The organism is Streptomyces sp. NPDC002144, from assembly GCF_053593695.1.
This window is the reverse complement of record NZ_JBSFDB010000013.1, coordinates 201,245-221,587: the sequence shown is the minus strand read 5'-3', so window position 1 is coordinate 221,587 and position 20,343 is coordinate 201,245. Positions and strand designations below refer to the sequence as shown.

General features: G+C 70.9%; 17 protein-coding genes. 12 read left to right on the top strand and 5 right to left on the bottom strand.

What is annotated here, in order from left to right; genetic code table 11:
- The first annotated feature begins 5 nt into the window (after positions 1-5).
- Complete coding sequence (gene prcA, locus ACWCQ1_RS21700; RefSeq protein WP_133045023.1) at positions 6-755, top strand: proteasome subunit alpha; 750 nt, start codon at positions 6-8, stop codon at positions 753-755.
- Positions 756-820: 65 nt separating this feature from the next.
- Here the strand turns inward: prcA and ACWCQ1_RS21695 are convergent, their stop codons facing one another.
- Positions 821-1,837 carry a LacI family DNA-binding transcriptional regulator gene (locus ACWCQ1_RS21695; RefSeq protein WP_451027139.1) on the bottom strand — a complete coding sequence of 339 codons (1,017 nt, stop codon included), beginning with the start codon at positions 1,835-1,837 and terminating at the stop codon, positions 821-823.
- Between the two features lie 113 nt (positions 1,838-1,950).
- Between ACWCQ1_RS21695 and ACWCQ1_RS21690 the strand changes: the two genes are divergently transcribed.
- The 11 genes from ACWCQ1_RS21690 (at position 1,951) to ACWCQ1_RS21640 (ending at position 13,402) form a co-directional block, all read left to right on the top strand.
- Entirely contained in the window at positions 1,951-3,210 is a 1,260-nt protein-coding gene (locus ACWCQ1_RS21690; protein WP_358604272.1) for an MFS transporter, read from the top strand.
- 9 nt (positions 3,211-3,219) lie between these two features.
- Positions 3,220-4,581 carry a Pup--protein ligase gene (pafA, locus tag ACWCQ1_RS21685; protein WP_062672158.1) on the top strand — a complete coding sequence of 454 codons (1,362 nt, stop codon included), beginning with the start codon at positions 3,220-3,222 and terminating at the stop codon, positions 4,579-4,581.
- A gap of 127 nt (positions 4,582-4,708) precedes the next feature.
- Complete coding sequence (locus ACWCQ1_RS21680; RefSeq protein ID WP_358604276.1) at positions 4,709-5,713, top strand: FKBP-type peptidyl-prolyl cis-trans isomerase; 1,005 nt, start codon at positions 4,709-4,711, stop codon at positions 5,711-5,713.
- Between the two features lie 60 nt (positions 5,714-5,773).
- Positions 5,774-6,145 carry an FKBP-type peptidyl-prolyl cis-trans isomerase gene (locus tag ACWCQ1_RS21675; RefSeq protein ID WP_030945962.1) on the top strand — a complete coding sequence of 124 codons (372 nt, stop codon included), beginning with the start codon at positions 5,774-5,776 and terminating at the stop codon, positions 6,143-6,145.
- A gap of 131 nt (positions 6,146-6,276) precedes the next feature.
- The gene (locus ACWCQ1_RS21670; protein WP_358604279.1) at positions 6,277-7,230 is read left to right on the top strand and encodes a helix-turn-helix transcriptional regulator; all 954 of its coding nucleotides are present in this window, start codon (positions 6,277-6,279) and stop codon (positions 7,228-7,230) included.
- Positions 7,231-7,249: 19 nt separating this feature from the next.
- A complete protein-coding gene (locus ACWCQ1_RS21665; RefSeq protein WP_358604282.1) occupies positions 7,250-8,281 on the top strand; it encodes a helix-turn-helix transcriptional regulator in 1,032 nt (343 codons plus the stop codon).
- A gap of 115 nt (positions 8,282-8,396) precedes the next feature.
- Complete coding sequence (locus ACWCQ1_RS21660; protein WP_451027138.1) at positions 8,397-8,687, top strand: hypothetical protein; 291 nt, start codon at positions 8,397-8,399, stop codon at positions 8,685-8,687.
- 20 nt (positions 8,688-8,707) lie between these two features.
- Entirely contained in the window at positions 8,708-8,902 is a 195-nt protein-coding gene (locus ACWCQ1_RS21655; RefSeq protein WP_208781302.1) for a hypothetical protein, read from the top strand.
- A gap of 265 nt (positions 8,903-9,167) precedes the next feature.
- Positions 9,168-9,455: a Sec-independent protein translocase subunit TatA gene (tatA, locus tag ACWCQ1_RS21650; RefSeq protein ID WP_133045015.1), complete on the top strand. Its 288-nt coding sequence runs from the start codon at positions 9,168-9,170 to the stop codon at positions 9,453-9,455.
- Between the two features lie 47 nt (positions 9,456-9,502).
- Positions 9,503-10,453: a twin-arginine translocase subunit TatC gene (tatC, locus tag ACWCQ1_RS21645; RefSeq protein WP_133045014.1), complete on the top strand. Its 951-nt coding sequence runs from the start codon at positions 9,503-9,505 to the stop codon at positions 10,451-10,453.
- 90 nt (positions 10,454-10,543) lie between these two features.
- Positions 10,544-13,402 (top strand): DEAD/DEAH box helicase, encoded by a 2,859-nt coding sequence (locus ACWCQ1_RS21640; protein ID WP_451027137.1) that lies wholly within the window; start codon positions 10,544-10,546, stop codon positions 13,400-13,402.
- Between the two features lie 82 nt (positions 13,403-13,484).
- On the opposite strand, the gene atzF is transcribed toward ACWCQ1_RS21640, so the two are convergent.
- From atzF to ACWCQ1_RS21620, 4 genes are read right to left on the bottom strand one after another with little or no spacing between them, the layout of a single operon-like run.
- Positions 13,485-15,152 (bottom strand): allophanate hydrolase, encoded by a 1,668-nt coding sequence (gene atzF, locus ACWCQ1_RS21635; RefSeq protein ID WP_451027136.1) that lies wholly within the window; start codon positions 15,150-15,152, stop codon positions 13,485-13,487.
- A gap of 35 nt (positions 15,153-15,187) precedes the next feature.
- Entirely contained in the window at positions 15,188-18,694 is a 3,507-nt protein-coding gene (locus ACWCQ1_RS21630; protein ID WP_358604294.1) for a 5-oxoprolinase/urea amidolyase family protein, read from the bottom strand.
- The gene (locus ACWCQ1_RS21625; RefSeq protein ID WP_133045010.1) at positions 18,691-19,353 is read right to left on the bottom strand and encodes an urea amidolyase associated protein UAAP2; all 663 of its coding nucleotides are present in this window, start codon (positions 19,351-19,353) and stop codon (positions 18,691-18,693) included. Before ACWCQ1_RS21625 ends, ACWCQ1_RS21630 begins: the two co-directional genes overlap by 4 nt.
- Positions 19,350-20,174, bottom strand: a complete 825-nt coding sequence (locus ACWCQ1_RS21620) for an urea amidolyase associated protein UAAP1 (RefSeq protein ID WP_451027135.1) — start codon at positions 20,172-20,174, stop codon at positions 19,350-19,352. Before ACWCQ1_RS21620 ends, ACWCQ1_RS21625 begins: the two co-directional genes overlap by 4 nt.
- Between the last annotated feature and the right edge of the window lie 169 nt (positions 20,175-20,343).

Below are 20,343 nucleotides of genomic sequence, written 5' to 3'. Positions count from 1 at the left end.
AACCGGTGTCGACGCCGTTCTATGTCTCACCCCAGCAGGCCATGGCCGACCGGGCGGAGTACGCCCGCAAGGGCATCGCCCGCGGTCGCAGCCTGGTCGTGCTGCAGTATGCCGACGGCATCGTCTTCGTCGGCGAGAACCCGTCCCGCGCGCTGCACAAGTTCAGCGAGATCTACGACCGGATCGGCTTCGCGGCCGCCGGCAAGTACAACGAGTACGAGAATCTGCGGATCGGCGGTGTGCGGTATGCCGATCTCCGTGGTTACACCTATGACCGTGACGATGTGACCGCTCGTGGTCTGGCCAATGTCTATGCCCAGACGCTGGGCACGATCTTCTCCTCGGCGGGCGAGAAGCCGTACGAGGTGGAGCTGGTGGTGGCCGAGGTCGGTGAGACCCCGGACGGCGATCAGATCTACCGGCTGCCGCACGACGGTTCGATCGTGGACGAGCACGGCTCGGTCGCGGTCGGCGGCAACGCGGAGTTGATCAGCAACTACCTGGACCAGGAGCACCGGGAGGGCATGACGCTCGCGGACGGGCTGAAGCTGGCTGTGAAGGCCCTGTCCCGTGAGTCGAACGGCACGCAGCGGGAGATCCCCGCGGAGCGTCTCGAGGTGGCGGTGCTGGACCGTACGCGTCCGCAGGCCCGTAAGTTCAAGCGCATCGTCGGCCGTCAGCTGTCCCGGCTGCTGGAGGCGGACGGGGCGTCCACCGAGGCGGAGAGCAGCACGGAGGGCTCCGACGAGGAGTAGTCCGTCCCGCTCCGTTTCTCACCCTTGTGTGCCCCGGCCGTCGACGCGGCCGGGGCACAGGGCGTTCAGGGGCCGCTGGGCGGCGCTGTGGAGCCTCGTACGACCAGTTCGACGGGGATGTCGCCGGCGTCGGGTTCGCGGCCGTCCAGGACGGCCAGGAGGGCTCGCATGCCGTGCTCGCCGAACAGTTCCGCGTCGAGGCGGACGGTGGTGAGTTCGGGGTCGAGGGCGGTGGCGAGGGCGAGGTCGTCGAGGCCGGTGACCGAGAGGTCGTCGGGGATGCGCAGGCCGAGCCGTCGGGCTGCCTTGTAGGCGCCGGCGGCGAGTTTGTCGTCGTCGCAGACGAGGGCGGTGGGCCGGGGTCCGGGGGCGGAGAGGGCGGTTTCGGCGGCTGTGCGGGCGTCGTCGATGGTGATCGGTGCGCGGGTCGTGCGGAGGGAGGTGCCGGGTACGGCGGCGATTCGGGTGGCGAGTTCACGCGCGCGTACGTCGAAGGTCCAGGAGGGCACGTCCGCCGCGAGGTGCAGGAAGCGCCGGTGGCCGAGGTTCAGCAGGTGTTCGGCGACCTGGCGTACGCCGTCGGTGATGTCGAGGTTGACCGTGGCCGCGCCCAGGCTGCCCACGGGGTCGCTGTCGAGCATCACCAGGGGCAGTTGGTCGCCGCGGATGGCGCTGAGGGCGTCGGCGGCCATGGAGGAGGCGATGACGCCGTCGAGGGCTGCCTGGGCGGAGGCGAAGGGGTCCCTGGCCGGGCCGATGCCTTCGGGGGAGGGGTAGAGGACGACGCCGAAGCCGTGGTCGGCGGCCACGCGCGCGGCGCCCGTGTAGACGCCGGCGAAGAACTCGGTGGTGAGGGCCGGGACGACCAGGAGGACGGTGCGGGTGTGGCCGAGGCGCAGGTTGCGGGCGGCGAGGTTCGGCCGGTACCCGAGTTCGCGGGCGGCTTCCCGTACGCGTTCCGCGGTGGCCTCGGACACGCGCCCGCGCCATTTGTCGCCGAGGACGAGTGAGACGGCCGCCTGGGACACTCCGGCCGCTTGCGCGACGTCACGGCTGGTCGGGCGCGTGCCGCTGCGTGCCACCGTGGGTCGCTCCTTCTGTCTGGACGTGCTGTCCGGGCGTTCTGTCTGGACGGGTGAACAGCGCACATGGTACGTATGAGAGGCGGGGTTATACGTAACACTTGGAGGCGGGCATGGCCGCGGGATACCTGGAGATCCTCAGGGCGAGGCACGCGGCGCGCCTTCTCGTGGGCACGCTGGTGGGCCGGCTGCCCAATGCCACGGCCGCCATCGCGATCGTGCTGTTCGTGCGCGCGGAGGGCGGCACGTACGGCCTCGCGGGCGGGCTGGCGGCCGTGTACGGCGTCGCCAACGCGGTCGGCCAGCCGGTCCTGGGGCGGCTCGTGGACCTGCACGGGCAGCCGCGCGTCCAGTTGCCCGCCGCGCTCGCCTCGGCCCTCGCCATGGCCGGGTTCGCCGTCTCGGGTACCCATCCCCTTCCGCTCGCCTACGTGTGCGTGGCGGTCGCCGGGCTGCTGACACCGCCCCTGGAGGGCGGTCTGCGGGCCCTGTGGCCCTCGGTGCTGGGCCGGGAGGAGCAGGTGCACACGGCGTACGCCATGGACGCGGTGGCGCAGGAAGTGATGTTCACCGTCGGCCCGTTGCTGGTGACGCTCTGCGTCTCCCTGTGGTCGGCCGAGGCGGGGCTGCTGATCCTGAACGCCGTCGGTGTGCTGGGAGCCCTTTCCGTGGTGGTCTCGCCGCCCTCGCGCGCGTGGCGCTCGGCACCGCGCGAGGCGCACTGGCTCGGCGCCCTGCGCTCGCCGGGACTGCTGGCCCTGCTGGGCGCGCTGCTGTTCGTGGGCATGGCGCTGGGCTCCATCACGGTGGCCTCGGTGCCGTACGCGGACGACCACGGCGGTGACGCCGTGTACGGCTGGCTGATGGCGGCTCTCGGGCTGGGGGCGCTGATCGGCGGCACCGCGTACGGGGCGCGGCGGTGGACCGGTGAGCCGGCCCGGCGACTGCGGGTGCTGGTGGCGCTTCTGGCGGTGTGTTATCTGCCGCTGACGCTCATGCCGGGCGCGTTCGCGATGGTGCTGCTCACCGTGCTGGCGGGGGTGTTCCTGGCGCCCTGCATAGCCTGCGCTTTCGTCCTGGTCGACCGCCACGCGCCGAGCGGGACGGTCACGGAGGCGTTCTCCTGGCTGGTGACGACGTTCACCGTCGGTGCCTCGGTCGGAACGGGCCTCGCGGGGCCGGTCGTCGAGGCCGGAGGGGCCCTGTGGGGCTTCGCCGTGCCCGGTGTCGCCGGGGGTGTGTCGCTGCTGGTTCTGCTGGCCACCGGGCGGGTCCTCGCAGCTCCCGCCGGGCGGGCGGTCGTTGCGGCTTCATCGGAAAATGATCCAAACCGTGCGGCCGAACCCCGTTTCAGTTCAGGGGATCGGGCGTAATGTTCACTCATGGACCGCCGCATTTTCGGGCTGGAGAACGAGTACGGCGTCACATGTACGTTCAGGGGACAGCGCCGCCTGTCTCCCGACGAGGTGGCGCGGTACCTCTTCCGCCGTGTCGTGTCATGGGGCCGCAGCAGCAATGTCTTTCTGCGAAACGGCGCCCGCCTCTATCTCGACGTGGGCTCACATCCGGAATACGCGACACCCGAATGTGACAACGTGACCGAACTGGTCACCCACGACAAGGCCGGCGAACGCATTCTGGAAGGACTCCTGGTAGACGCCGAACGACGCCTGCACGAGGAAGGAATCGCGGGCGACGTCTACCTCTTCAAGAACAACACCGACTCGGCCGGCAACTCCTACGGCTGCCACGAGAACTATCTCGTCGCCCGGCACGGGGAGTTCTCCCGGCTGGCGGACATCCTCATCCCGTTCCTGGTCACGCGCCAGCTGCTGTGCGGAGCGGGCAAGGTGCTGCAGACCCCGCGCGGGGCCGTCTACTGCGTCAGCCAGCGCGCGGAGCACATCTGGGAGGGCGTCTCCTCGGCGACGACCCGCTCGAGGCCGATCATCAACACTCGCGACGAACCGCACGCGGACGCCGAGCGCTACCGCCGGCTGCACGTCATCGTGGGCGACTCGAACATGTCCGAGACGACCATGCTGCTCAAGGTCGGCGCCACCGACCTGGTGCTGCGCATGATCGAGGCGGGCACCGTGATGCGCGACCTGACCCTGGAGAACCCGATCCGGGCGATCCGCGAGGTCAGCCACGACATCACCGGCCGGCGCAAGGTGCGCCTGGCCAGCGGCCGCGAGGCCTCCGCCCTGGAGGTGCAGCGGGAGTACTACGAGAAGGCCGTGGACTTCTGCGAGCGCCGCGGCATCCGCACGGGCACCGTGGAGCAGGTCCTGGAGCTGTGGGGCCGCACGCTGGACGCGATCGAGGCCGAGGACCTCGACCGGATCGGCACCGAGATCGACTGGGTCATGAAGTACAAGCTCATCGAGCGGTACCGGGCCAAGCACAACATGACCATGTCGCACCCGCGGGTCGCGCAGATAGACCTCGCCTACCACGACATCCACCGCCGTCGTGGCCTGTACTACCTGCTCGAGAAGAAGGGCCAAGCGACCCGTATCTGCAACGACTTGAAGATCTTCGAGGGCAAGTCCGTTCCGCCGCAGACCACTCGGGCCCGGCTGCGCGGCGACTTCATCCGCAGGGCCCAGGAACAGCGCCGGGACTTCACCGTCGACTGGGTCCACCTCAAGCTCAACGACCAGGCCCAGCGCACGGTGTTGTGCAAGGACCCCTTCCGGTCGGTGGACGACCGGGTGGAGAAGCTGATCGCCGGGATGTGAGCACCACGTTCCGGTGAACACCGGAACGCAACACGGGCGCCGCACGTTTTCCGTGCGGCGCCCTTCTCACGCCGTAGAGTTGCGCGCACGCCAATCAACCAAGATCGATCGATACGAGGCCCCCACCGTGCGCCGACGCTCCCTACTCATCGCCGTACCCGCAGGACTGGTCACGCTCGCCGGGTGCGGCGACGACAAGAAGTCCGACTCGAGCAAGGCGAGCGACAGCGCGTCGCCCTCCGCGCAGGCGACCTCCGCCGCGCCGCCGCCGAAGATCGTCGACGGCCCGCTGCCGGCGATCACGGCGGGCACGGCGTTCGGCTCGAAGCCGACCGTCGCCAAGGGCAGCGGCGACCCCTCGAAGCAGCTCGCGGTGAAGACGGTCATCGCGGGCAGCGGCAAGACCGTCGCGGAGAACGACTACATCCAGGCCCACTACCTCGGCCAGGTCTGGGACACCGCGAAGGTCTTCGACAACTCCTACGACCGCAAGACCCCGCTGCTCATCCAGCTCGCCCAGGGCAGCATCATCGACGGCTGGCGCTACGCCCTGACCGGCAAGAAGGTCGGCAGCCGCGTCCTGTTCTCGGTGCCCCCGACCTGGGGTTACGGCACCACGGGGAACGCGCAGGCCGGCATCAAGGGGACCGACACGCTGGTCTTCGTCGCCGACATCCAGGGAGCGTTCAACGCGGCCAGCTCCGCCAAGGGCGCCGACGTCCCGCAGAGCGATGCCAAGCTGCCGAAGATCGGCACCAACACCGACGGCAAGGCCCCCTCGATCGACATCCCGAAGGCGACCGCGCCGACCGGGCTGGTGGCGAAGTACGTCATCGAGGGCGACGGTGACGTGGTCGGCGCGAAGGACACCGTGCTCGTGCAGTACAAGGGCGTGGTGTGGGACAGCGGCAAGGAGTTCGACTCGACGTACAGCCGCAAGGCGCTGACGTCGTTCTCGCTGCAGCAGGTCGTCAAGGGCTGGGCGCAGGGTCTGACCGGCAAGAAGGTCGGCAGCCGCGTCCTGATCGTCATCCCGCCCAAGCTGGGCTACGGCGACAACCCGCCGGCGGGCAGCGGCCTGAAGAAGGACTCGGTGCTGGTCTTCTCGGTCGACATCCTGGCCAAGATGTGACCCGCCGGTGATGTAAGACTGTGCGTGTTGCCTTTCCGCAGACAAGCAGGAGCTAGAGACGTGAGCATCGAGAAGCCCGAGATCGACTTCCCGGGCGGCGAGCCCCCGGCGGACCTCGAGATCAAGGACATCTGGGAGGGCGACGGCGCGGTGGCGCAGGCGGGCCAGACCGTCACCGTCCACTACGTGGGCGTCGCCTTCAGCACCGGCGAGGAGTTCGACGCGAGCTGGAACCGCGGCACTCCCTTCCGCTTCCCGCTGGGCGGCGGCCGGGTCATCAAGGGCTGGGACCTGGGCGTGCAGGGCATGAAGGTCGGCGGCCGCCGTCAGCTGACCATCCCGGCGCACCTCGCCTACGGCAACCAGAGCCCGACCCCGGCGATCAAGCCGGGCGAGACCCTGATCTTCGTGGTCGACCTGGTCGCCGTCTGACCGTCGGATCCGACCGGACCCGATCACCTGGGGCCCATGCCTGCTCGGGCATGGGCCCTCGGCTTTTGCCACGCCACTTCGGGGCGGTACGGTCATCGTCGTAAAGGACCATAGGGAGGCGAAGGGCGTCGATGGCCATTGCCAAGGCCGAGCGGCTGATGAACCTGGCGCTGTGCCTGCTCGGGACGCGGCGGCCGCTGAGCAAGCGTGAGCTGCGCGAGTCCATCGAGGCCTATCTGGAGGCCAATTCGGAGGACGCCTTCAGCCGCATGTTCGAGCGGGACAAGGACGACCTGCGGGAACTCGGCCTGGTCATCGAGACGGTGGAGAACCTCGACGGCGAGACCGGCTATCTGGCCCGCCGGGACAGCAACCGTCTGCCGCCCATCACGCTCGACGCCGAGGAGGCGGCCGCCCTGGGTCTTGCCGCCAAGGTGTGGCAGCAGGCCCGGCTCGCCGGCGCGGCCAGCGGTGCCCTGCAGAAGCTGCGCGCGGCGGGGCTGCCCGAGGACGTCGACCCGTACGAGGCCCACGGCGCACTGGAGCCGCGCATCCCCGTCCACGAGGCCGCCTTCGAGCCGCTGATGCTGGCCTGCCGGGACCGCCGGCCGGTCGTCTTCGACTACCGCAAGGCCAACGCCGCCCATCCCGAACCCCGGCACGTCGAGCCGTGGGCGCTGGAGTGCTGGCGCGGCCACTGGTATCTGGCCGGTTTCGACCGTGACCGGGGTGCCGAGCGGGTCTTCCGGCTGTCGCGGATCACCGGCAAGGTCCGCAGCCGCAGCGGGCGGTTCACCGCCGAGATCCCCGATGTCGTCACCGTCCGCGAGACCGTCGCGGGCTGGGCGGGGGAGACCGCCGACCGCTCCGCGCTGATCCGGCTGCGTGCGGACGCCGGGTATCCCCTTCGGGCGAAGGCCACCTCGGTGCGGGAACTCGGCGACGGGTGGGACGAGTTGGAGATTCCGTACGGGCACGGGCTGGACGCCTGGCTGGTGGAGTTCGGTCCGGACGTGGTGGTCCTCGAGCCGGCCGAGCTGCGGGCGGACGTCGTGGACCGGCTGCGGGCCGTGGCCAAGGGCTGAGGGGGAGCGGAGCAGGACAGTGGCAGGCAAACCGGTCAGGCCCGTCAACGCCATCGACCAGACCCGGCGGATGCTCTCCCTGGTGACCTACCTGAAGGAGCGCCCCGGGGCCAGGGTCGAGGACGTGGCGCGCGCCTTCGGCATCACCGAGGACGAGCTGGTCTCCGACCTCGACGTGCTGCCCATGTGCGGCACCAGCTTCCGGGGCGGCGATCTCCTCGACATCGACACCGACGGCGAGCGCATCTGGTGGCACAACCCGGCCGCCCTCGGCGAGGAGACCGCGGAGCCGCTGCGTCTCGCCGCCGACGAGGCGACCGCGCTGCTCGTGGCCGCCCGCGCGGTGTCCACGCTGCCGGGCCTGCGCGAGAGTGACCGGCAGGCGCTGCTGCGGGCCACCGCCAAGGTGGAGACCGCGGCGGGCGAGGCGGCCGGGGCCAGCGCCCGTCTGTCGGTGACCTTCGAGTCCGAGGGCGGGGTCTTCGCGGACGTCGACCGGGCCATCTCCGAGCGCCGGCGGCTGTGGATCCGCTACTACTCACCGGCCCGCGACGAGGTCACCGAGCGGGAGATCGACCCCATCCGCCTGGTCAGCGTCGGGCACACCTACGTGGAGGCCTGGTGCCGCCGCTCCGAGGCGCGCCGCACCTTCCGGCTCGACCGGGTCGCCGAGATCAAGATCCTGGACGAGCCGTCCGCGCCGCCCGAGATCGAGCTCAGGGACCTGTCCGAGGGGCTGGTCCAGCCGGCCGCCGAGGACCCGGAGGTCGTCGTCGAGGTCGGCCCGGGCGGCCGCTGGGTCGCCGAGTACTACCCGCACGACAGCGCCGATGAGCTTCCGGACGGCGGGCTGCGTATTACCCTGCGTACCCCCGACCCCGCGTCGCTGCGGCGGCTGGCCCTGCGGCTGGGCCGTGACGGCCGGATCGTCTCCCCGCCCGACCTCGCCGCCAGCGCCCGCCGCGCGGCCCGGGCGGCACTGGCGGCGTACGACGGGGTCGAGGCGCAGAGCGCGGATCAGGAGCACTCGGTTCACGACAGTCGGGAGTGAGCCGGAGGGGCGCCGGTGCTGGGGGGTGAGCGCCCGAAGGGTGGGGCACGGTCGCCCCTCGGCTTCGGCCGAGGCGCTCCGGACGCGAACGACCAGGGACAAGGGAGCAAGGGCTGTGAGCGAGTCGTCGGTGTCGGGTGTGCGGGGCATGTCGGTGGCGGCCGCCTTCGTCGGGATGAGAAGTGTGGCCCCGGTGGTGTTCAAGGCGGGCTGCCCGGACTGCCGGGGCAGCTTCGAGCTCACCGCCAACGCCCTGAGACTGGCCATCGGCGCCACCAGCCGCTCCACGTTCTACTCCTTCACCTGCCCGGACTGCGGAGCCGCGGTCCGCAAGCCGGCCGGGGAGCGGATCGTGGAACTGCTCACCGGCGGCGGGGTCAGGACCCTGCGGCTGCACACGCCGTAGAAAGGTCTAGTCTCGGCGTCATGTTCTGGCCGATGTTCGCGGTAGCCATGGGTTTTCTGGGTCTCGCCGTCCTGGGGGTGTTCGCCGTCCGGGTCTTTGTGGAGGCACAGCGTCTGGGCAGGCAGGTCAGCGACTCGGCGCGGCGGATCAACCGGGCCGCCGAGGACCTGGAGCGGGCGGCGGTGAGCACCGCCCGGGCCGTGGACTCCCTGTGAGTGCCGCTGCGCGAGCCCTGTGAGTCCTGTGCCGCAGGCGGTTTGGGTCACTTCGACCTGTCACCGGAGCCACCGTGACGGGTACGCTGCTGGTCGCGGCCCGGAGAACGAGGCCCGGACCGCGGACCGGGAGTACGCACGGGGATTGCCTCACGTTTACCCCTGAGCGTTACGATCGCTGGCAACACGGTCGATCGGACAGGTGTCCGACCGGCCGGACAGACAGCACCCCACCCCAGCCGCCTCGGTGAGAAGGTAAAGACTTATGTTCGGAAGGCTCGGCGCCCCCGAGATCATTCTCATCCTCGTCGTCATCGTCCTGCTGTTCGGCGCGAAGAAGCTTCCCGACATGGCGCGCTCGCTCGGCAAGTCCGCCCGCATCCTCAAGAGCGAGGCGAAGGCGATGAAGGAGGAGGGCAACAGCACGGCCACCCCGGCCGGCCCGCCGAACAACGGCGAGCAGCCCCCGGCTCAGCGCACCATCCAGGCCGCCCCCGGCGACGTGACCAGCTCGCGCCCGGTCACCGAGCCGACGGACTCCACCAAGGCCTGATGCAGGGCCGGACACCTCCGGCCTGCCGCACGAGATGAGGACGTGGGTTGCCCAAGTCTGCCCGCAAACAGGAGAAGGATCCCGAGGGGCGGATGCCCCTTGCGGACCACCTTCGTGAGCTCCGCAACCGGCTCGCGAAGGCGATGCTGGCCATCGTCGTGATCACGATCGTCGCCGCCTTCTTCTACAACGACATCATCAACTTCCTCACCAAGCCGGTCCTCGACTCGGTCGGGTGCGGGGAGACCTTCGAGCAGCTGGCCAAGTCCAAGTCCAGCTCTCACCCGTGCGCCCAGATCACGATCAACGGTCTGCTGGCGCCCTTCACGCTGGCCCTGCAGGTGTCCCTGATGGCCGGTGTGGTGTTCGCCTCGCCGATCTGGCTGTACCAGCTGTGGGCCTTCGTCGCGCCCGGTCTGCACAAGCACGAGAAGAAGTACGCCTACGCGTTCGTCGGCACCGGCGTCCCGCTGTTCTTCGGCGGCGCCTTCTTCGCGTACAAGGTCCTGCCGACCACGGCGAAGGTACTCATCGACTTCACCCCGCACGGCGTGAGCAACCTGCTCCCGCTCGACGACCTGCTCCAGCTCGTCACGCGCATGGTGATCGTCTTCGGGCTCTCCTTCGAGCTCCCCCTGCTGCTGATCATGCTCAACCTCACCGGGGTGCTCAGCGGCACGCGGATGCTCGGCTGGTGGCGGGCCATGATCCTGGGCATCACGGTCTTCGCGGCGGTCGCGACGCCCAGCACGGACCCGCTGTCGATGCTGGCCCTGGCCGGACCGATCTGGGTGCTGTACTTCGGCGCGGTCGTGTTCTCGATCTTCAACGACAAGCGCAAGCGCCGTCGTGAGGAGATGGGCCCCGCCGACGACGAGGCCTCCGACCTGGACCTCACCCCCGAGGACATCGGCGAGGTCGAGACCGTCTCGGCCAGCCGGGCCCTGCCCGAGCAGGCCACCACGGACCGGGTCAACGGCTACGACGACGTGACCTGAGCGCCCGCCCGTCGAACACGGTCCGAGAGGTGCCCACCGTCCACCGGGACGCGGGCGCCTCTCGGTGTTTGACGGCCAAGGTTCCGGATAATGATCGTCCTGTTGTCAGTGGCGCCCGGTACGCTCGAAAGCACGATGACAGAGGACCTCTCACCGGCCGAGCGGTACGCGGCTGCCCGTAGGCGCGCTGCTGAGCAGGCCACCGCGCTCGCCTCCTTCCGCGAGATGTACGACTTCGGCCTGGACCCCTTCCAGATCGAGGCCTGCCAGGCACTCGAAGCGGGCAAGGGCGTGCTGGTCGCCGCGCCCACCGGCTCCGGCAAGACGATCGTGGGCGAGTTCGCCGTCCACCTCGCCCTGCAGCAGGGCAAGAAGTGCTTCTACACGACACCCATCAAGGCGCTGTCGAACCAGAAGTACGCCGACCTGTGCCGCCGCTACGGAGCGGACAAGGTCGGTCTGCTCACCGGCGACAACAGCGTCAACTCCGAGGCGCCGGTGGTCGTGATGACCACCGAGGTCCTCAGGAACATGCTGTACGCCGGCTCCCAGACCCTCCTCGGCCTCGGCTACGTGGTCATGGACGAGGTGCACTACCTCTCCGACCGCTTCCGCGGAGCCGTGTGGGAAGAGGTGATCATCCACCTCCCCGAGTCGGTGACGCTGGTCTCGCTCTCCGCGACCGTCTCCAACGCCGAGGAGTTCGGCGACTGGCTGGACACCGTCCGCGGCGACACCGAGGTGATCGTCTCCGAGCACCGGCCCGTGCCGCTGTTCCAGCACGTGCTGGCCGGACGCCGGATGTACGACCTCTTCGAGGAGGGCGAGGGCAGCAAGAAGGCCGTCAACCCCGACCTCACGCGCCTGGCCCGCATGGAGGCGAGCCGGCCGTCGTACCAGGACCGCAGGCGCGGCCGCGCCATGCGCGAGGCGGACCGGGAGCGGGAGCGCCGCCAGCGCTCGCGGGTGTGGACACCGGGGCGTCCCGAGGTCATCGAGCGGCTCGACGCCGAGGGCCTGCTGCCCGCCATCACCTTCATCTTCAGCCGTGCGGCCTGCGAGGCGGCCGTACAGCAGTGCCTGTACGCCGGCCTGCGGCTCAACGACGAGGAGGCGCGGGGCAGGGTGCGCGCCCTGGTCGAGGAGCGCACCGCGTCCATCCCCACCGAGGATCTGCACGTCCTCGGGTACTACGAGTGGCTGGAGGCCCTGGAGCGGGGCATAGCGGCCCATCACGCGGGCATGCTGCCGACGTTCAAGGAGGTCGTCGAGGAGCTGTTCGTCCGCGGCCTGGTGAAGGCCGTGTTCGCCACGGAGACGCTCGCGCTCGGCATCAACATGCCCGCCCGCTCGGTGGTGCTGGAGAAGCTCGTCAAGTGGAACGGCGAGCAGCACGCCGACATCACGCCCGGCGAGTACACCCAGTTGACGGGCCGGGCCGGCCGACGGGGCATCGACGTCGAGGGCCACGCCGTCGTGCTGTGGCAGCGCGGGATGAGCCCCGACCACCTGGCGGGCCTCGCGGGCACGCGCACCTATCCGCTGCGCTCCAGCTTCAAGCCGTCGTACAACATGGCGGTCAACCTGGTGGAGCAGTTCGGGCGGCACCGCTCCCGCGAACTGCTGGAGACGTCGTTCGCGCAGTTCCAGGCCGACAAGTCCGTCGTCGGGATCTCCCGGCAGGTGCAGCGCAACGAGGAGGGCCTGGAGGGCTACAAGGCCTCCATGACCTGCCACCTCGGCGACTTCGAGGAGTACGCCCGCCTGCGCCGCGAACTGAAGGACCGCGAGACCGAGTTGGCCCGGCAGGGAGCCGTGGAGCGGCGCGCCGAGGCCGCGGTGGCGCTGGAGAAGCTGAAGCCGGGAGACGTCATCCATGTGCCGACGGGCAAGTACGCCGGTCTGGCCCTGGTGCTGGACCCCGGGCTGCCGGCCGGACGGTCCAACGGACACCGTGGCTTCGAGCACCACGACGGGCCGCGACCGCTGGTGCTGACCGCCGAGCGGCAGGTCAAGCGACTGGCCTCGATGGACTTCCCGGTGCCGGTCGAGGCGCTGGAGCGGATGCGGATCCCCAAGTCGTTCAACCCGCGCTCGCCCCAGTCGCGCCGCGACCTCGCGTCCGCGCTGCGCACCAAGGCCGGGCACATCCCGCCGGAGCGCGCGCGGAAGAAGCGGTCGCAGGCGGCCGACGACCGGGAGATCGCACGCCTGCGCACCGCCATCAGGGCGCACCCCTGCCACGGGTGCAGCGATCGTGAGGACCACGCGCGGTGGGCCGAGCGGTACCACCGGCTGCTGCGGGACACCTCGCAGCTGGAGCGGCGCATCGAAGGCCGGACGAACACGATCGCGCGGACCTTCGACCGCATCGTGGCGCTGCTGACCGAGCTGGACTATCTGCGCGGTGACGAGGTCACCGAACACGGCAAGCGGCTGGCGCGGCTGTACGGCGAGTTGGACCTGCTGGCCAGCGAGTGCCTGCGGGAGGGCGTCTGGGAAGGGCTCGGTCCCGCGGAGCTCGCCGCCTGCGTCTCGGCGCTGGTGTACGAGGCGCGGGTCGGGGACGACGCGATGGCGCCGAAGCTGCCGTCGGGCAAGGCCAAGGCCGCGCTCGGCGAGATGGTGCGTATCTGGGGGCGGCTGGACGCGCTCGAGGAGGACTTCCGGATCACACAGACCGAGGGGGTCGGGCAGCGGGAGCCGGATCTCGGCTTCGCCTGGGCCGCGTACATGTGGGCCTCCGGGAAGGGGCTGGACGAGGTGCTGCGGGAGGCGGAGATGCCGGCGGGGGACTTCGTGCGGTGGTGCAAGCAGGTGATCGACGTGCTGGGTCAGATTTCGGCGGCGGCGCCTGTCTCTGCCGAGGGCTCGACCGTGGCCAAGAACGCGCGAAAGGCTGTTGATCTGTTGCTGCGGGGGGTTGTGGCCTACTCGTCGGTGGGGTGACCGATTCGTTGGCGGGTGCGGTTTGTTGTGGCTGGTCGCGCCCACGCGGCGGTAGCCGCACATTCAACACAGCCCCGCGCCCCTAGGGGCGTTGCTGTTCCCGTCTGTTCAGATAGGACCGCCAGCTTCCGTAGGACGTGATGTCCTCGGCGTTCGCCAGTGCTCCCGGCTCGCAGAGGAAGCCGGGAACTCGGGTACCGTCCGCCAATTCCACCTCTCCCAGCGCCATGGGACGGGGGAGCGTCGTCAGCAGTTGGCCCAGCCCTTCTGCCGGTAGGCGCCACACCTCTGTCTCGATCTCGGCTCCGCCCTCGCCCACATGCACCAGCCCCGGCTTCGGTGGGTCCGTCTGCAGGGCGTGCAGGCGGTAGACCGGGGCCGTGGTGGTGGTGCGGTCCAGGCGGGCGCCCAGGGACAGGAGTTGGGGGTTGAGGGGCTGGCCCGTCAGGTGGGCGCCCACCACGGCCAGCCGGGTTTCCGGCTGGAGCATCGCGGCGATCCTCGCCAGGCGTTCGTCCGTGAAGGCCGGGCCGATCAGCATCACGCCGAAGGGGAGGCCGCCCACCGAGCCTGCGGGGACGGCGACCGCGGCCAGATCGAAGAGGTTCGTCGAGTTGGTGAAGCGGCCCAGGCGGGCGTTGGAGGCGAGGGGGTCGGCGACGACCTCGGTGAGGGTCGGGTGGCCCGGGGTCGTGGGCAGGAGCAGGGCGTCCGCGTCGGAGAGTTCGGCGAGGGCACGGGAGCGGAGGGCGGCCAGGCGGTCGAGGTCGGCATAGAGCTGGTGGGCCGGGATGTCCCGGGCGCGGGTGATGATGCCGGCGACCGTGGGGTCGAGGCCCTCGACGCCGTCGACTGACGCCTTGTCGACAAATCTTCCTACGGCTGTGTAGCGCTCGGCGACGAAGGCGCCCTCGTACAGCATCGCGGCGGCCTCGGTGAAGGGCGTCAGGTCCAGGGTGCGTACGTCGGCGCCCGCGGTGCGCAGTCGCTCCACCGCGGTCTCGTACGCCTGCGCCCAGCCCTCGTCCAGTTCGCCGAGTTGCCCGGGTGCCGGGACCGCGATGCGCCAGGGGCCGGGGGTGCGCTGGGGGAGGGCGGGGAGTTCGCGGGCGGGTGGGGAGGTCATGAAGGACAGGGCCTGTTCGGCCTCCGGGAGGGTGCGGGCGAAGACCGTCACGCAGTCGATGGAGGCGCAGGCGGGGACCACGCCCTCCGTGGGGACCAGGCCGCGGGTCGGCTTGAGGCCGACGATGCCGTTGAAGGCGGCCGGGACCCGGCCCGAGCCCGCCGTGTCGGTGCCGAGGGCGAGGTCCACGATGCCGAGGGCCACCGCGACCGCCGAGCCGGAGCTGGAGCCGCCGCTGATGCGGGACGGGTCGTGGGCGTTGCGTACGGCGCCGTAGGGGGAGCGGGTGCCCACCAGGCCGGTCGCGAACTGGTCCAGGTTCGTCGTCCCCAGCACGATCGCTCCGGCCGCGCGGAGCCGGGCGACGACCGGGGCGTCGGTCTCCGGGTGGTAGGCGTACGCCGGGCAGCCCGCGGTGGTGGGCAGGCCCGCCACGTCGATGTTGCCCTTGGCGGCGAACAGGCGCTCGGCGAGCGGGAGTCGGGCGCCGGCGGCGGTGCGTGCGTCGATGGCTCGCGCTTCCGCCTCGACCTCTTCCTGCGGGCGCAGGTCGATCCAGATCTCGGGGCGGTCCACGGCCTCGATGCGGGCGTAGGCGGCGCGGACTCGGGAGAGAGCGGACATGGTGTGTGCCTCTTTCGGTTCGTCGGCCGGAGCGTTCAGTTCGTGGCCGGGGCCAGGACCAGCAGTGCCGTCCCCGCCTCCACCTGGTCGCCGGGCCTGGCCAGGATCTCCGCCACCACACCGGCCATCGGCGCGTGCACCCTGGACTCCATCTTCATCGCCTCCAGGGCGAGGAGCGGCTGTCCGGCCGTCACCTCGTCACCGGGCCGCACGTTCAACTGCCAGACGGAGGCGGCGAATTCGGCCTCTACGAGACGTCCTCCGGCCGGGACCGTCACCTCGGCAGGGGAGGGCGCGGGTGCGGAGGCCGCTTCGGCGCGCGCGAACTCGCCGGCCGCCTCCCACGCGTCCCGCTCCGCCGCGAAGGCCGTCTGCTGCCGGTCCCTGAACTGGCTTATGGACTCGGCGTTGTCGGCGAGGAAGGCCTGGTACTCGGCCAGCGAGAAGGTGCCCTCCTCGATGCGCGGCACGAAACGGCCGGAGGTGATGTCGGCACGCAGGTCGAGGAGTTCGTCCGCGTCCACCGGATACCACTTGATCCGGTCGAAGAAGCGCAGCAGCCAGGGCGAGCCGGGCTCGAACGCGCCGCGCTGCTGCCATCCCGACCACACCTGGGTCGTACGGCCAACGAACTGGTAGCCGCCGGGGCCCTCCATGCCGTAGATGCACAAGTAGGCGCCGCCGATGCCGACCGAGTTCTCGGCGGTCCAGGTGCGGGCCGGGTTGTACTTCGTGGTCACCAGGCGGTGCCGGGGGTCGAGCGGGGTGGCCACGGGGGCGCCCAAGTAGACGTCTCCCAGGCCGAGTACGAGGTATTCGGCGGCGAAGACCGTGTCGTAGACCTCGTTCACCGACTCGAGGCCGTTGACGCGGCGGATGAACTCGATGTTCCAGGGGCACCAGGGGGCGTCGTCGCGGACGCCGGCCATGTAGCGCGCGATCGCCTCGCGGGTCGCGGGGTCGTCCCAGGAGAGGGGGAGGTGGACGGTGCGGGAGGGGACGACGAGTTCGTCGGTGGGCGGGAGGGTGGCCGTGATCTCGCGTACGGCGGCGAGGAGTTCGTGTTGGGGCAGGCGGGTCGGGTCCGTCTGGATCTGGAGGGAGCGGATGCCGGGGGTGAGGTCCGTGATGCCCTCGGGGCCTTCGGAGGCCACCGCCTCCATGAGGGCGTGCACCCGCATGCGCAGGGCCAGGTCCAACTGCATGGGACCGAACTCGACCAGCAGGTTGTCGTCGCCGCTGCGGCGGTACGTCACGTCTCCGTCGCGGGCGAGGATGCCGCCGTCCACGATCTCCGGGCGGGCCGAGCCGTCCACGTTCACCGGCATGAAGCGCACCGTGTCGCCCGGCCGCAGTTGGCCGAGCTTCCAGCGCTCGCCGCTCAGCACGGTCGCCGGGCACACGAACCCGCCCAGGGACGGGCCGTCCGGGCCCAGCAGCACGGGCATGTCGCCGGTGTAGTCGACGGCGCCGACCGAGTACGGGGTGTCGTGGATGTTGGACGGGTGCAGGCCCGCCTCGCCGCCGTCGGTGCGGGCCCAGCGGGGCTTGGGGCCGACCAGGCGGACGCCGGTGCGGGCGGAGTTGAAGTGGACCTTCCAGTCGGCGGCGTAGAAGTCGCGGATGTCGTCCTCGGTGAAGAACTCCGGTGCCGCGTGCGGGCCTTCGACGGCGCCGATGTGCCAGAGGGCCGTGAAGTCCGGGCGTTCGGTGACCGGGGCGCCCTCGGTGACCGTCCCTCCGTGCAGGACGTCGCCCGTCCGGAGCGCCCTGCCGCCGTGTCCGCCGAAGCGGCCCAGGGTGAAGGTGCTCGCGCTGCCCAGGAAGGCCGGGACGTCGAGGCCGCCGGCGAACAGGACGTAGGTCCGCAGGCCGTGCCGCGCGGGCGCGCCGACCTCCAGTACGGCGCCCGCGGGCACGGTCACCGGTTCCCACTGCGCGACCGGCGTGCCGTCGACCGTGACGGGGGCCGGGGCACCGGTCACGCAGATGGTCGTCGGGTGCGTGAACCGCAACGACGGTCCCCGCAAGGTGCATTCGAGGCCGGGGGCGCCCTCCTCGTTGCCCAGCGCGCGGTTGCCGAGACGGAAGGACCGGTCGTCCATGGGGCCGCTCGGCGGCACACCGACCTGCCAGTAGCCGGTGCGGCCCGGCCAGTCCTGCACGGTGGTGAGGGTGCCGGCGGAGACCACCTCGATGCGCGGGGTCGGGTCGCTCACCGAGGCGAGCGTGGCCGTCGAGTGCCGGGCCGCCTTGAAGCCCTCGTCTTCCAGGGCCGCGCGGACCAGGCCCAGGTTGGTCTCGATGCCGTCGACGCGGGTGCGGGCCAGCGCCTCGTCCAGGCGGCGCAGGGCATGGGCGCGATCGGGGCCGTAGGCGATCACCTTGGCGAGCATCGGGTCGTACGACGTCGTCACCTCGGTACCGGTCTCCACCCAGCCGTCGACGCGTACCCCCGAAGGGAACTCGACCCTGGTCAACAGGCCCGCGCTGGGCCGGTGTTCGCGCGAGGGGTCCTCGGCGTAGAGGCGGGCCTCGACGGCGTGGCCGCGGGGCGGGCCGGGTTCGCGCACGACGTCGCGTTCGCCGCGGGCCAGGCGCAGCATCCAGGCGACCAGGTCGACGCCGTAGATCTCCTCGGTGACCGGATGTTCGACCTGGAGGCGGGTGTTGACCTCGAGGAAGTAGGCCTCCTCGCGCGTGGCGTCGTACACGAACTCGACGGTTCCGGCGGAGCGGTAGCCGACGGAGGCGCACAGGTCGCGGGCTGAGGACGTCAGTTGCACGCGGACGTGTGGGGGCAGGCCGGGGGCCGGGGCCTCCTCCAGGACCTTCTGGTTGCGGCGCTGGAGTGAGCAGTCGCGGTCGCCGAAGGTGACCACCCCGCCGTCGCCGTCGCCGAAGACCTGCACCTCGACATGGCGGGCGTGCTCCACCAGGCGCTCCAGGAAGACGCCGGCCGAGGAGAAGGAGGCGGCGGCCACGCGCTGCACCCGGTCCCAGGCGTCGGTCAGTTCGTCCGCTGATCGACATGCCGACATACCGATGCCGCCACCGCCGCCGGTCGCCTTGAGCATGACCGGATAACCGATGGCGGCCGCCTCGCTCAGCGCCTCCTCCAGCGATCCCAGCAGCCCTGTTCCCGGGGCCAGCGGCACTCCCGCCGCCTCGGCGGCCGCGCGGGCGGTGTGCTTGGCGCCGAACAGCTCCAGCTGCTCCGGGGTCGGGCCGACGAAGACGATCCCGGCCTCCTCGCACCGCCGTGCGAACAGGGCGTCCTCGGAGAGGAAGCCGTAGCCGGGGTGGATGGCGCCCGCGCCGCTGTCCTTGGCCGCCTTCAGCACCAGGTCGGCGTCGAGGTAGGAGTCCTTCGCGGGCGCCGGGCCGAGCCGCACCGCCTGGTCGGCGAGACGGACGTGGGGTGCCGAGCGGTCCGGGTCGGAGTACACGGCGACGGTGCGCAGACCGAGTTCGCGGGCGGTGCGGATGATCCGGACCGCGATCTCGCCGCGGTTGGCGACCAGCAGCGTGTCGAAGGTCATCGGACGGCTCCGGCGATCGTCATCTCCACGGCGGTCGGCTCGAAGCCGTTGCAGGGGTTGTTGATCTGGGGGCAGTTGGAGACGAGGACCAGGACGTCGCGTTCGGCGCGCAGGGTCAGCTTCAGGCCCGGTGCCGAGATGCCGTCGACGATGCCGAGGGTGCCGTCCTTCTCGACCGGCACGTTCATGTACCAGTTGATGTTGGAGACCAGGTCCCGTTTGCCGAGGCCGTGCTTGGCCCCCTCGGCGAGGAAGTTGTCCACGCACGCGTGCTGTGACCAGGTGTGGTGGCCGTAGCGGAGCGTGTTGGACTCCTTGGAACAGGCGCCGCCGACCGTGTCGTGCCGGCCCACCTCGTCCTCGACCACCGTCATCAGCGGGGTGTACTCGTTGCTCATGAGCACGCTGCCCGTGGTCAGGAAGATGCCGCCCTGCGCCTGGACGGTGTCGGGGGCGCTGTAGCGGACCGAGGTGTCGTGGGCGTCGTACGCCAGGAAGTCGACGGCCTGGTTGCCGTGCAGGTCGGTGATGGTCAGCGTCTGACCGGCGCGGATCACGGAGGACCAGGCCGCACGGGCCGGAACGACGGTCGTGTGTACGGGGGTCGGCGTGCTGGTGCTGGTGCTGGTGCTGGTGCTGGTGGTCGTGTTCGCGCTCATGCGAGCCCCCTCGCGGCGAGGAATTCGGCGGTGTTCAGGAAGGCGCGGCGGCCCTCGGGAGTGGCCTCCCACAGGGGGTCGCCCGGCGCGGTCGGTGCCGCGCGCCAGGCCAGGACCTCCAGAGGGGTGCTGACGTACTCCTCCCGGGGGTCGGCGGGGTGCGGCGCGTTGGCGATCAGCACGGTGAGGTCCTGCTCGGCGCGCAGGGTGACGCTGCCGCCGGGGCCGGTCGAGCCGGTGAAGTCGAGGGTGCCGTCGTCGCGGATCTCCACGCCCTGGAAGAAGGAGAGGGACGGGGGGAGATCGCGGGGTTCGAGGCCGTTCTTCGCGGCCGCCAGCTTGAACAGCTCGCGGCCGGCGGGGGAGTCGGACTGCGGGGTGCCGTCGCCGTAGCGGTCGGTGTTGCGGGCGAGGGTGGAGGTTCCGCACAGGGCGTCGTGGCGGTGGGAGGTGTCGGCGATCACCGACGCGAGCACCCGGCCCTGGTCGGACAGCAGCAGCCGGCCCTCGCCGAGGTAGGCGTTCCACTGCACCTTCACCGTGTCGGCCACGTTCAGCCGCTCCCAGGGGCGGCCCGCGACGTACAGCAGCACATGCGCGCAGGCGTCGCCGCGCAGGTCGGTCAGGCGCAGCTCGGTGCCCCGGGCCAGCACCCGGTGCGTGTAGTTGCCGCCCGCCACCGTCTCGGCCCACACCAGATGGCCGGCCTCGCAGGGCGGGTTCGGCCAGTCGGCGGCCGGGACGACGGGCATGGTCTCGGCACGGGTGCCCTCCTGGGCGCGCGCGTGGTCGCGGGCTCCGTATGTGGTCGCTGTCGCCATCGCGAGTCCTCCGGCTCCTGGATCGTCTCTTCCGGTTAGTGCTGCTCCGGTCATTTCTGTCGCTCGACAGAAATTAGGAGGCGGTCGGGTCGCCGGGATTGCCCACGTGTTGCCGGTCGGTTACCGAGCCCTCACCAAGATCGCCCCGGGGGCCGTCGTACCAGGTGGT